The organism is Alkalicoccus urumqiensis, from assembly GCF_002993335.1.
GTDB classification, from domain to species: Bacteria; Bacillota; Bacilli; order Bacillales; family Salisediminibacteriaceae; genus Alkalicoccus; species Alkalicoccus urumqiensis.
Window position 1 is genome coordinate 98,699 of the sequence record NZ_PVNS01000003.1, and the last position, 12,511, is coordinate 111,209.

13 protein-coding genes are annotated in these 12,511 nt (G+C 54.4%); 8 read left to right on the forward strand and 5 right to left on the reverse strand.

The window, feature by feature from the left end:
• Positions 1-235: 235 nt before the first annotated feature.
• A complete protein-coding gene (locus C6I21_RS03830) occupies positions 236-655 on the forward strand; it encodes a hypothetical protein (RefSeq protein WP_105958120.1) in 420 nt (139 codons plus the stop codon).
• Between the two features lie 523 nt (positions 656-1,178).
• Here C6I21_RS03830 and C6I21_RS03835 read toward each other — a convergent pair.
• Positions 1,179-1,466 carry a hypothetical protein gene (locus C6I21_RS03835; RefSeq protein WP_105958121.1) on the reverse strand — a complete coding sequence of 96 codons (288 nt, stop codon included), beginning with the start codon at positions 1,464-1,466 and terminating at the stop codon, positions 1,179-1,181.
• A 182-nt stretch (positions 1,467-1,648) separates the two neighbouring features.
• On the opposite strand from C6I21_RS03835, the gene C6I21_RS03840 reads away from it, so the two are divergent.
• The 3 genes from C6I21_RS03840 to C6I21_RS03850 all read left to right on the forward strand — a co-directional run bounded on the left by C6I21_RS03840 (position 1,649) and on the right by C6I21_RS03850 (position 4,578).
• Positions 1,649-2,344, forward strand: coding sequence for a response regulator transcription factor (locus tag C6I21_RS03840; RefSeq protein ID WP_105958122.1), 696 nt, complete (start codon positions 1,649-1,651; stop codon positions 2,342-2,344).
• Positions 2,337-3,695 (forward strand): sensor histidine kinase, encoded by a 1,359-nt coding sequence (locus tag C6I21_RS03845; RefSeq protein WP_105958123.1) that lies wholly within the window; start codon positions 2,337-2,339, stop codon positions 3,693-3,695. Before C6I21_RS03840 ends, C6I21_RS03845 begins: the two co-directional genes overlap by 8 nt.
• A 280-nt stretch (positions 3,696-3,975) precedes the next feature.
• A complete protein-coding gene (locus C6I21_RS03850; protein ID WP_105958124.1) occupies positions 3,976-4,578 on the forward strand; it encodes a hypothetical protein in 603 nt (200 codons plus the stop codon).
• A gap of 164 nt (positions 4,579-4,742) precedes the next feature.
• Here C6I21_RS03850 and C6I21_RS03855 read toward each other — a convergent pair whose 3' ends face one another.
• Positions 4,743-5,504: an MBL fold metallo-hydrolase gene (locus C6I21_RS03855; RefSeq protein ID WP_105958125.1), complete on the reverse strand. Its 762-nt coding sequence runs from the start codon at positions 5,502-5,504 to the stop codon at positions 4,743-4,745.
• A 172-nt stretch (positions 5,505-5,676) separates the two neighbouring features.
• Between C6I21_RS03855 and C6I21_RS16750 the strand changes: the two genes are divergently transcribed.
• The 4 genes from C6I21_RS16750 (at position 5,677) to uidA (ending at position 9,693) form a co-directional block, all read left to right on the forward strand.
• Entirely contained in the window at positions 5,677-5,805 is a 129-nt protein-coding gene (locus tag C6I21_RS16750) for a hypothetical protein (protein ID WP_280953436.1), read from the forward strand.
• Positions 5,802-6,623 (forward strand): hypothetical protein, encoded by an 822-nt coding sequence (locus tag C6I21_RS03860; RefSeq protein WP_105958126.1) that lies wholly within the window; start codon positions 5,802-5,804, stop codon positions 6,621-6,623. Before C6I21_RS16750 ends, C6I21_RS03860 begins: the two co-directional genes overlap by 4 nt.
• 222 nt (positions 6,624-6,845) lie before the next feature.
• Entirely contained in the window at positions 6,846-7,844 is a 999-nt protein-coding gene (locus C6I21_RS03865; protein ID WP_105958127.1) for a sugar kinase, read from the forward strand.
• Between the two features lie 37 nt (positions 7,845-7,881).
• Positions 7,882-9,693 (forward strand): beta-glucuronidase, encoded by a 1,812-nt coding sequence (gene uidA, locus C6I21_RS03870; protein ID WP_105958128.1) that lies wholly within the window; start codon positions 7,882-7,884, stop codon positions 9,691-9,693.
• A gap of 297 nt (positions 9,694-9,990) precedes the next feature.
• Here uidA and C6I21_RS03875 read toward each other — a convergent pair whose 3' ends face one another.
• From C6I21_RS03875 to C6I21_RS03885, 3 genes are all read right to left on the reverse strand, one after another.
• Positions 9,991-10,380: a hypothetical protein gene (locus C6I21_RS03875; RefSeq protein WP_105958129.1), complete on the reverse strand. Its 390-nt coding sequence runs from the start codon at positions 10,378-10,380 to the stop codon at positions 9,991-9,993.
• Between the two features lie 13 nt (positions 10,381-10,393).
• On the reverse strand, positions 10,394-10,726 hold the full coding sequence (locus tag C6I21_RS03880) for a hypothetical protein (RefSeq protein WP_105958130.1): 333 nt from the start codon (positions 10,724-10,726) through the stop codon (positions 10,394-10,396).
• Positions 10,727-11,025: 299 nt separating this feature from the next.
• The gene (locus tag C6I21_RS03885) at positions 11,026-12,207 is read right to left on the reverse strand and encodes an ROK family transcriptional regulator (protein ID WP_105958131.1); all 1,182 of its coding nucleotides are present in this window, start codon (positions 12,205-12,207) and stop codon (positions 11,026-11,028) included.
• Positions 12,208-12,511 lie beyond the last annotated feature (304 nt).

Here is a 12,511-nt window from a genome sequence, read left to right on the forward strand (position 1 = left end):
GCTGCGGGAGCGGGTGCAAACGATTAAGGAGAGCGAAGCCGCCAACCGGGAAGGAGGGCGGCTTCAGATTTTAATAATGAATCGTGAAGGCAGGAAGAGTCTACGACCTGGTGGTGTGTTTTTAGTGAGAATAATTGCACGAACCATGTATTAAGAGTAATCATTACCCGAAACGTTTGTTGAAAAGATACCGTCTTCTAAAGTAGAAATAACTTTCAGTATGGGGGGTTAAATAATGAGGAGAATTTACTCGATATTCCTAATCATAGCGGGGCCCCTTGCTCTTTTCACTGCGTGCTCGGGGGAAAACAATATAGAAAGCGAAGCATTGGATGATTTTGATCACGCCCTGAGGAGCCATGTTAACGACAGCGGTCAGGAGGACAGCATCACATTAAATATTTCGGAACCCTATATGGAATACTACCAGGAACAGGATATAGAGGTTGAATCCATTTACCGGCTGATCCATGTAAAACGAACAGAAGATTTGGAGGTCATCGATGGAGAAGGCAGTCCTATAGCTGTTGATGAAATCAACCAGGGAGATATTGTTTACCTTGATTTTGATTTATCAACGAGGAGCGGCGAACTGCAGGATGGAGAAACGACCATAGAGACAGATACGCTTGTTGTAGATGAAAGGGATGGCTGACTGCATCTACAAATAGTTATTGGTGCACCACCGCGACGTGTTGTGGACGAATACGCGGACAAAATGAAAAATAAGTGGCAGATCCTTTATCGTGAATGTTGTTGGGACAAACACGAGCAGGTTCTGCCACTTTTTTCTGGATGATCAGTAAAGCTGTCTCTATGATCGAACGCAGTTCGGCGCAGCTGGACCGGCCTGTGGAATGAGAGCAGCGGAAATGTCAGCGGTGTCCTGTGATTGCGGGAATGGACTTCGGCCGGTTTCGTTGCGGTCTTCGCCGGCCGTATGGCGGTGTCGGCGCTGATCGTTGCGATCTTCGAGGGCGGCGTGGCTATCTGGGGCGCAGGTGTGGCGATCTGCTCCTGGTATGGCGGTCTTACCTGCTCCTGTTGCGATCTTGTATGCCCTCGTGGCGGTCTTGACCGCCGCTGTTGCGACCTTCTCCTGCATCAAAAAAACAGCCGGGCGCTGTCTACCCGGCTGCTGCGGTACGTCATGAGCGTAATCCTGCTCGTCTCCGTACCTATTCCGCTGTTTCGGTATTCTCCTGCTGGTAACCGTGACAGCCGCCGTTTTCCTGCATGATGGTGTCCATCTGCGCGTGCATGTCGTCATGGAAGGTGCGGTCTCCATGCATGCCGCCGTCAAATGGTCCCATTGGAAGATCGTCGTTTTCCATCATCTGCCCGTGCGGGTGATCCTGCCACGGCATGTTCATAAATCCGCCCGGCTGTGCTGCAGCGGCGCCGGCGGCAGTCAGGACGGCGAGTCCAAGGACGATAATGAGGGTGATGAGCAGTCGTTTTTTCATGATCGGTCGCTCCTTCCGGTAGTGGGATGAGAGGAGGATCCTTCCTCTTATCTACAGTGTAGGGGAAGGGTGTGTATATCGTATGAAGGTGGCGGCGCAGGTTATGAAGATGTGATGAAGAAATGCCGGCGCACGGGGCGGGCGTGCTATACTTTGGGTAAAACGGACCGGGGGTGGTGTGTGTGCACGTGCTGATTGTGGAGGACGAGTATTCGATGGTGGAAGTGCTTGAAGCGTACCTTGTCCGCGATGGGCATGAGGTGTCGTATGCGCTGAACGGCGCGGACGGACTGAAGCAGTTCCGTGTGAAGCGGCCGGATTTTATTATTCTCGATTTGATGCTTCCGGATCTCTCCGGGGAATCGGTGCTCCAGGAAGTTCGGAGAGAAGCGGATACACCGGTGCTTATTTTAAGTGCGAAGTCCGCGGAAGAGGAGCGGGTGCAGGGGATGCTTTTAGGGGCGGATGACTACGTCGTCAAACCGTTCAGTCCGCGGGAAGTGATGGTGCGGATCCAGGCTATTATGCGCCGGTTTCAGAAGCAGGAGGAGCAGTCAGAGGTGTGGTCCTTCGGCGGCGGGAGGCTGCGCATCCGGCTGAACGAGCGCCGCGTGATCTGCGGCGGGGAAGAGGTGCACCTGACGCCGATTGAATACCGGCTGTTGACGGCGATGGCCAGGCATCCGGGATGGGTGTACGAACGGGCCGAGCTGCTGGAGAAGGTGCAGGAGGACCTGTTCTTTGAAGGATACGAACGGAGCATTGACGTACACGTGAAAAACCTCCGCAAAAAGATCGAAGTGGATCCCCGACATCCGGAGTGGGTGGAGACGGTGTTCGGCATGGGCTATCGGTTCCGGGGGGAGCGGGATGTTTAATACGGTGCAGAAGCGGTACTTCGCCTTCGGACTGCTGCTGGCCGGCGGAAGTCTGCTGCTGCTGAGCCTGCTTGTCTTCTGGAGCGTCGAGCGTCACTTTGGCGACTACGTAACGGACCAGCAGGAACAGCGGGTGGAGGAGATAGTTAGAGTAATTGAAGCCGCATACGAAGCCGAAGGGTCATTCGAAGAGATATCGCCGATGCTGCCGCATACGCTGTGGATGGAGGAGGGAATTTCGGCCGTCCTGTACGATGGAAACGGCGTTCAAGTGGAGAGCGGTATGGGAGGCATGGGTAATATGGGCGGCATGATGCAGGATATGATGGGCTCCGGAAGCAGCGGGGAACAGCGGACGTATCCGCTGTACGCCGGTTCAGAAGAGGTCGGCACGCTGGAAGTGACGTACCCGGCAGGTCCCGGGAGTGCAGAACGCCAGTTTCTCCGCGACATGGTCTTCCAGCTGACCGGCCTTGGGGTGCTTCTGCTCGCCGCAGCCGCTCTGCTCAGTCACCTGGCTTCCAGACGGATGACCGGCGGGCTGCGGGAGATCAGTGCAGACGTTCAGGCGCTGAAGCAGAAAAACGGCCAGCTGGAGAAGAAGGACTACGGCGTAAAAGAGCTGGATGAGCTGGCGGAAGGGGTGTCGGTGCTGTCCGCTTATTTGGAGGAAGAGGACATTCGCCGGAGGCAGTTTACCGCGGACCTGGCGCACGAGCTGCGGACGCCGCTCGGAGCACTGCGGAGCCAGATCGAAGCGTTCCAGGACGGGGTGATGCAGCCGGATGAAGAGCGGCTGGCACGGAGCCACGCAGAACTCATGCGGCTCGTCCGGCTGGTCGGCGAGATGGAGGAGCTGTACGCCTCCGAGCAGGGGAGCCGGTCGCTCCGGATCGAGTGCATCGACCTCACGCACTTCGCCACCTCGCTGGAAACGGACGTCCAGGCCATGTTCCGGGAAAAGGGCGTCACTCTGCAGGTGGACTGCCGGGCGGAGGAGGTGGAAGCAGATCCGGACCGCCTCCGTCAAGTCATGCAGAACCTGCTTCATAACGCGTGGAAATTTACCCCCGCCGGCCGGACGGTGCAGCTCCGGATCGCAGAGCAGGAGGACCTGGTGGAGCTGATCGTGGAAGATGAAGGCATCGGCATGACGAAAGACGAACAGCGCTTCGTCTTCGACCGGTTTTACCGCGGTGAGAAGTCGCGCAGCCGGGAGCTTGGCGGACGCGGCATCGGGCTCTCTATTGCCGCCGCACTCGTCCATGCCCACGGCGGTACGATCGACGTCTCGGACGCAGAAGGCAGCGGAACCCGCTTCCGCGTACGGCTGCCGAAGAGGCACGGGTAAGGCGGGCCCGACGCGGGAGAGGCAGGTTATCGAGAGGAACACGGTGCAGATTCGACATGACGGCATTTTAAGTGATATCCATACGGATCAAGAACATTCAGCCTGAGGATCCGTTTAAAAACAGGCTTACACTGTCACCATTCCCCATGATAAATGGTAAAAATATCCGACATCGTGAAACGTATACCCTTCTTCTCCCGACAAATACAGTGAGAAGATCACAAAAAAATCTGCAGAGAAAAGCAAGTGCAGAGGATATTTTCACAAAGGGGGAGGTCGTATGCGTACGCTGCGCAGGGGATTGACCGCATGCATGCTGCTTGCTGTCGTCACCGCCTGCAGTCAAACCGACGGACAGACAAATGACGAAGAGGCACAGGCTGCCAATACGGAAAGCACCAGCGATGAAGGGGAAGTCACGGCCACGACCGAAGAGGGTGACTTTGAAATAACGCTCACTTCAGCCAAGAAAGTTTATCAAGAGGGCCAATCGCTCGATATTGCAGGGTTATTGACTTACAAAGGCCAAAGAGAAAACATCGAGTTATATCATGCCGCAGCACCCTTTAATTATGTCATAACAGATTATGAGCGTAGTCATATCACATTTCCTGAAATAGAAACATTAGGTAAAACCTCCACTCTTGCTCAAGGAGAAGCATTAGAAATAAACACTTTTAAATTAAGTGAAGTAGGTTATCCACTAGGAACACAATCAGAAAAAGAAAAGGAAAAAATGAAGGAAACATATGGTGAAGCAGACCATTTTCCTGCAGGTGTTTATACCATCACCTTGTTAGTCGATTTCTCGTATGAAAAAGAAGGGGAAACGACGGATGTCTATCTTCCCACAAGCATCGATATTGTCGTCGAACCGTCGTAAAATGAGAAAAGGATGATTCCCGCATCATAGCAGGGGTCATCCTTTTTCTATGTAGTCCTCCTTGATCTTATAAATGGTATTCCGGCTTACTTCGATTTTCTTTCCTCTAAGGAACGAAGAATGATATTACGTTCCCCGCTGCGTCTGGAGGAGCGCTCGGCCATTTAAAACCTCAGCGTCTCCCCATCCTCCGGCACCGACAGCCGGTCGGCATAGCCATGCGCCTCCGCCGAATACCGGAGCGTCTCACGAGAAAGCATCCAGTGGTTCACCGCTTCCATGTGCACCGCCACAACCGCCGCTTTTGGCGCCTGTTCCGCCGTCTGCCGCACATCCTCCGCACCCATCACGAGCGGACCGCCTTCATGGAACTGGTTGTCCCCCGCATTTACGACGATCACCTCCGGCGCATGCCGGTCTATCTCCGCGCGCACCTTCTCATTCCACACCGTATCCCCGGCGATATACAGCGTCTTTTCCGACGGATGCGAAAACACGACGCCGCATACCTCGCCGGTCATTTTCAGGATCTCGCCGCGGCCATGCTCGCCATCGGTTTTATCGAGGCGGATGCCGTCAAAGGAAGACGGTTCTCCGAGCACGGTGACATTGGTGAACCCGGCTTCCTCAATCGTGGTCTTGTCTGTCTCATTTTGAACAAACAGCGGCAGTTCGTTTGGAACCGCTTCTGCAGCGGCCGGATCCCAGTGGTCCAGATGCAGGTGGGTGACGATCACCGCATCGACGCCGTCCAGAACAGCTTCCACCGGTTCCGGGAGCGGAGCCAGCGGATTGTACTGATCCTGACGGGCGGCGTTCGGAAACGGCTCGTAAGCTCCCTGACTGCCGAGCATCGGATCGATCAGAAAGGTTTTGTCTGCGTAAGTGACTTTCAATGTCGCATTTCGAATCAGCTGGATGTGCATAGCTATCCCTCATTTCATTGATTTTCTGAGCGTCTTCTTTGTATTCTAAACCGGTCTCCGCCCTGCTGCCAGCTATCAGCCTGTCCATCGTTATTCTTGGCAGAAGGCAGGAACAAGGAGGCGTTTTCAGAAGAGTATCCCTCTATGGTAAAATGGAAAAAAACGGGCGCTGATGTACATCGGCATGATGCGGGTGGTCGATTACTTAATGATTTCCTACAGCGGCACTTCGGCGTACACCGACTACTTCGATCAGCTGCAGCAGGCGCGCCTCGATACGAAACGGGAGGGATGGAAGTGAACAGAGAAGCTTACTGCCGGTATGTCTTAAAACCGTTTGTGCGGCGGGACCTTCCGCTGCTGCGAAGAGAAGTGGAGGCGCTCGCCGGTGCCATGTCGGAAGGCGAACCGGTCCTGTACGCCTACAATTCCCGGCGGGACGCCTTTTCCGGAAAAGCGCTGTTCGTCTTCTCCGACGAAACGCTCTACGTGCTGAGCCGGGAAGGAAAGGACGTCGTGCTGCTGCACGCCGCTTTCCCACTCGTCCGCGCCGTGCAGATCGAAACGCGCTCCTCCCGGTATTACCTCTATCTCACGCTCGACCGGCAGCCGCTTCAGTTTGAAATACCAAAGGACAAGAAAGGCACCGCCTTCATCCACCATATCCGCGATACGTTTCAGCCGGAGGAGTATTCCAACACGTGGAGCCAGCGGGTCGACCGGAGAAACCGCGAGCTTCAGGCCGAACAGGAGCGGCTGGAAAAAGTGCGTATGGACGCCGCAGCCGCGCCGTTTAGGGAGGAGCCGGCGCTTCTTTGGACAAAGGAGACTGTCGACGTCCTCGCCGCCGAAGGCATCGCGCTCGCACCCGGCTCCGCCGTTCTCCACCGCCTGGAAAACGGCGGCATCCTCTGGGAGCAGGACGGAACGAAGCGCTCCGGCATCTGTACCGCCGTGAAAGCAGACCTTCGCTCCAAAGAAGGCCTCGCCGTGCTGACACGGCTCGGCATCGAAGGGATCCCGGCCGGGGCCAGGCTCCTCGCCTTTGACGAAGACGGCGTGCAGAAGTATGTTCTCGTAAGGGAGGGAGCGGGGCTTCCACCGAAAGAGCAGGACTGATCCTTCACGGGATCGGTGCTGCTTTTTTCTTTTCCTGGATCCGCATCCGCACGTATGCAGGAAGTTGGATGGAATATGCATAACGACTCCGACCTGTTGCATAACAGAAGGGCGAAAAAGATTTCAGACAATAAGGCTTGATTTCTTCCGGTGGACGATTTAGAATAAAAATATAATTAGTTTGTATGGTAAACAAATTAAAAAGAGAGAGGAGGAGATGTGATGGCTTCGATCGTTACGGCAGGGGAAGTAATGATGCGTCTTACGCCGCCGGAGGCCGGACGGATTGCGGCAGCGGATTCGCTGAAGGTGCATATCGGCGGGGCGGAGGCGAACACGGCCTGTGCGCTTAGTGGACTCGGGCACGATGTCTCGCTCATCAGCCGGCTGCCGGAGCATGATATCGGTACGCTTGCGGCGAGTTCTCTCCGCAGGCACGGCGTCCATCTGCAGCATGTGTCGAGAGGTTCCGGACGGATGGGTCTGTATTTTGTGGAGGAAGGGGTTTCCATCCGCCCGTCGCAGGTTATCTACGACCGGAAACCGAGTGCGTTTACGGCGTTGACAGAAGAACCGGTGAAGCGGGAGTATGTACAGGGAGTGGAGGTGCTCCATCTCAGCGGCATTACGCCGGCGCTGAGTGACAGCGCGGCCGATTGGAGTCTGGAGTTGATGCAGGCAGCCCGGGAAGAAGGGGTCTGGATCAGCCTGGACATCAATTACCGCAGCAAACTGTGGAGTCACACGAGAGCGCTTGCCTGGGTGGAAAAGGCCCTTCCGTATGTGGATCACTGCTTTGCCGGCTGGAAAGATTTCGAATGGCTGTTCGGCTGGGAGAAAGCAGAAGGGGATCTTTCGTCCAGACTCGGGGCCTATTACCGCCGCCTGGAAGAGGAATACGGCGTCAGGAGCGCTGCCTCCACCGACCGTACGATCCACGATGACGGGAGACATACGCTCCGGGGGTATGTGTATGAAAACGGCCGTGTCACCGAAGGGGAAGGCATGACCTTTCAGCCTCTGGACCGGATCGGCGGCGGGGACGCCTTCGCAGCCGGTGTCCTTCACGGCATACAGACGCACCAATCACCGGAGGAAACCGCCGCTTTCGCAGAGAGCCTGAGTGCCATGAACCATCTCGTCCGCGGCGACAATGCGTCGTTTTCGGAAGCGGAAGTCCAGCGTTTTGCAGCTCAGCTCAATCAGGATATCAGCCGCTGATACCGGGCGGAAACTACGATAATGGAGGAATGCACATATGTTATATCCAATCGCAACAGAAAGCCGCACACTGACTGATTTAAACGGAGTCTGGAAGTTTATGATTGACCGGGAGACCGAAACGGTCGATCCGGCATCGCCGATTCCTGCCGACCGCCGTATGGCTGTCCCGGCATCATTTAATGATCAGACTGTCGACCGCGACGTGCGTGAACACAGCGGGTACTTCTGGTACGAGCGGGAGTTCAGTGTGGCCAAGGCGCTGCTAAACGAGCGCGTGGTGCTCCGCTTTGGTTCGGCGACGCATGAGGCGTGGGTGTATGTGAACGGAAAGCAGGCGGCGTACCATAAAGGCGGCTTCATGCCGTTTGAAGCGGAGCTCAATGAGTATCTGGAGCCGGGAAAAAACCGGCTGACGATCCGCATCAGCAACCTGCTCGACCACACGACGCTTCCTGTCGGCAATTATTCGGAGAAGAAGACCGATGACGGCCGTCTGATCCGCAATGTGGATGAGAACTTTGATTTCTTCAACTACGCCGGGCTGCACCGGCCGGTCCGTCTGTACACGACGCCGAAAACGTACATTCAGGATATTACGATCGCACCCGAAGTGGATCTGCAGAACGGCAGTGCCGATGTGAACGTCTCGGTGGAAAGCGGCGGCAGCTTCGATGAGATCCGGGTCACTCTGATCGATGAGGACGGAGTGGAAGTGGGAGAAGCAGCCGGTGCGGAAACGTCGATTTCCGTGAAACAAGTGCATCTCTGGGAACCGCTTCAGGCCTACTTGTATACAGCGCGTGTCGAAGGGGTGAACGACGGGGAGGTTGTCGATGTCTACGAGGAGCCGTTCGGCATCCGCAGCGTGGAGGTCAAGGATGCGCAGTTCCTCATTAACGGGAAGCCGTTTTACTTCAAGGGATTCGGTAAGCACGAGGATACGTATGTGAACGGACGCGGGCTGAACGAGGCGTACAACGTGCTGGATATCAGCCTCATGAAGGATATGGGGGCGAACTCTTTTCGGACGTCGCACTATCCGTACTCCGAGGAAATGATGCGCCTCTGTGACCGGGAAGGGATCGTGGTGATCGACGAAACGCCGGCAGTCGGCCTGATGGCGTCGTTTAATTTCGATATTTCTGCGCTGGAGCGCGGCGATTTCACCGACGATACGTGGGAGGTGCTCGACACGTCCGAGGCCCATGAGCAGGTGCTCCGGGAACTGGTGGCGCGGGATAAAAACCATGCGTCGGTCGTCATGTGGTCGATTGCCAACGAGGCGGCCAACTATGCCGACGGGGCGTATGAATACTTCAAGCCGCTGTTTGATCTGACGCGCTCGCTCGATCCGCAGAACCGTCCGTGCACGTACGTGAACATCATGATGGCGACACCGAAGGCGGACAGAAGCTCGGAGCTCGTGGACGTGCTGGCGTTAAACCGCTACTACGGCTGGTATGTGCAGAACGGCGATTTGAAAACGGCGGAGGAGAAAACGCGCGCCGAGCTGAAAGAGTGGTCGGAGAAGCATCCGGAGAAGCCGATCATGTATACGGAGTACGGAGCGGATACCGTCGCCGGCTTCCACAGCCCGTACGGCGAACCGTTTTCGGAGGAGTACCAGCAGGAGTATTACCAGATGAACAGCCGCGTCTTCGACGAGTTCCCGAATTTCGTCGGCGAACAGCTGTGGAACTTCGCCGATTTCCAGACGAAGTTCGGTATTATGCGGGCCCAGGGCAACAAGAAGGGGATCTTCACGCGCTCCCGCGAGCCGAAAATGACGGTCCAGTACCTGAAGCAGCGCTGGAGCAGCATTCCGGAGTTCGGCTACAAAAAATAACCGTACCAGCGGCAGAGCCGGGCACAGACGTGTCCGGCTTTTGGCATGCGGAAGAAGAGAGAGGGGGAGTTGGAGCAGTGTCCGGTTTCAGCGTGCAGCAGTCTCACAACGACGGCTGGCGCTCTGCCAAAACCTTATAACACTAAAAACCGAACGGCCCTGTCTCTCGTATCAGCGTTTCAGGATCGTTCGGTTTCGTTGGTTTTGTAGAGGTTTTAGACGTCGTAGTATTCGGTTTTAGAAGGCTGGGGATAGTGCTCTCTCAGGCTTTTATAAATATAGTTGTTTATCTATGATTTAATCAAACCTGTCACTTCGCTGCTCGCTTTCATTATAGATCGGCGGCGGCTCATGACGGAATCCTACTGCTTTCAGGTAGATGCATGTATGATTCTCATCGTATTTATAAATCAACCGCATGTCGGGTTTGGCCCCTTTGATGCCCCGCACATGGGGAGAGGAAAACCATTTGCATGCATAATACCCCAGAGCTGCCGACCGGCCATGCTGGAGTGGTTTGGACAATTGATACGGCGACCGTTTCAAGCGCTGAATTTCTTGTTCTAATTGGTCCACTAATAGATAAAAGGATGCTTCAGGATCGGAAACAGCCGATGTCTGCTGAAGAAATTGTTGGATACGGGGCAGGTCTTTTTTGAAAAAATCCTGGTGGTATTTTTCTTCCATATGGAGTCTATCCTTACCGGGACTTTCCCTGTTGCCGGGTGTACCACTCGGCTAAAGATGTGCCTTCAGGCTTTGATGTCCACTGCCCGGGCGCTTCGTCCGGATCCCGACGGTTCCCATACCGCTGTTCCATCTCCAGGCTTTCCACTTCTGCTTCCAACTTTTCCAGCCGGTCGATCAATTCATTATACGTATTAATTTCCAGCATCGTTACCTTTGTCACATTATTAAAATTAAATGCCAGCTTCCGCTCTCGTTCCAGCAGTTCCAATAATTTAGCTTGAGACATGGTGCGTAACTCTTTGGCCGCATAAATCTGCTGCGAGTTAAATTCTTTTGTGACCATGACCCTCACTCCCTTTCTTATCCTGCATGGAGGACTTTTCTTAATTATACCGTAAAGCCAATGAAATGACTAAATATATGTACAATATAATGCACATAATATTGTACATATATGATTGCAGCTGTCGTCCGTCGGTAGTCCCATAGCAGGAGGCTGAAACAAAAGCTTTTGACCACATGAAAAAACCGAACGGTGAGGACCCACTATCGGAGGTTCCTCATCGTTCGGTTCATCGTATTATTCGGCTTTAGACAACTGGATGGCCGCTCTTTCCCGGCTCCACAATCTGAAAGGTGGGATCAGGAGGTGGGTTCGAGGTGAAGGTCCTGATCGTGGTGGACCATGATCTGAATGTCGAAGTATTCTTTTAACGCGAGCGCGGCACCGCCGAGGGCACACGCGGGACGCCCGATCGTGGAGGTGCGGATTTCGCGGTAGTGGTTGAACCGGGAATGGAGCTTCTCCTGGATCATGCCGATGATCTCCGGATTCTCGTTAAAAATCGAGCCGTTGATGACGATTTTCTCCGGGTTGAAAATGTTGATAATGTTGTTCACGCCGGCTGCGAGATATTTAATATAGTAGGCGAGAAGCGGCTCGGAGGATGAGGACTGGAATACTTTTTCAATCCGTTCCGCTTCTGTCAGCAGCGGATATTCCTGTTCGAGCTGCTGTTTCAGCGACCGCTCGGAGGCGTAAAGCTCCCAGCAGCCCTGGTTGCCGCACGCGCAGATCTTCCCGTCCGGCTGGATGATCATATGGCCGATTTCCCCGGCGAAGCCCTGGTAGCCGCGGTAAATGTTATGGTCCTGAATGATGCCAAGACCGATGCCGGAGTACAGCGTCAGGCAGAAAAGGTCGCTGATGAACTCCGAATAGACCTGCTCGGCAAACACGCTCAAATTGGCGTTGTTGTCGATGTGCACCTCTGTCTGAAACAGCTCCGCAAGCTTTTGTTCGATCTCCTGATCCTGCCAGTGGGGGCGGGGGGAGTAGACGATCTGCTCGTCGGTGCTGACGATGCCGTGGATGCCGACGCCGATGCCGACGAGTCCGTGCGGTGTGTACGTCTTCTCCAGCTCCCGGATTTTCGGTGTCAGAAGCTCCTCAAGCAGCGCTGTAATATCCTCCATCTCCTGGGACGGGAGTTCGTGGCTTTCCTGTTGAATGACCGTCCCGTTGAAATCGGCGAACACGATCAGCAGGCTGTCGGCGTCGATGTCGATCCCGATGCTGAAGCCGGCCTGCCGGTTGATTTCCAGTAAAATCGGCTTTCTGCCGCGGGTCGTCGTTTCCCCGATACTCCGCTCGACAAAAAAGCCCTCTTCGATCAGGTCGTTCACCTGTACGGATACAGTCGCTTTGTTCAGTCCGGTCGCACGCGACAGTTCACTCCGGGAGAGCCGGCCGTTTTTAATCAGCTCCTCCATGAGTATGCGCCGGTTCATTTTCTTTATATAGGCAGCATCTCCAGTATTCACAGCAGCAGTCTCCTTTCTCTTTTTCAATATGTTTACCCGAAAAACTTATTCTTCTATTATAGCAAATCTTTCCACGTTCTGTCGAAAGGGCATGCAGAGAAAAATGTCGAAAAAGAGAAAAAAACTTCGCAGAAAAGGGTTGTTTTTACCCGGACCTCCTTATATAATTCAATTAATAGTTTGATTGATAAACAAATTAATTAAAAGGAGGTCTTCGACAGAAATTGTAAGCGATTGCAGATTCTATGACAGGAAGGTGATTCGATGTCCGCTGAAGAGAAAGTCTACACGGGAAAGTACCATT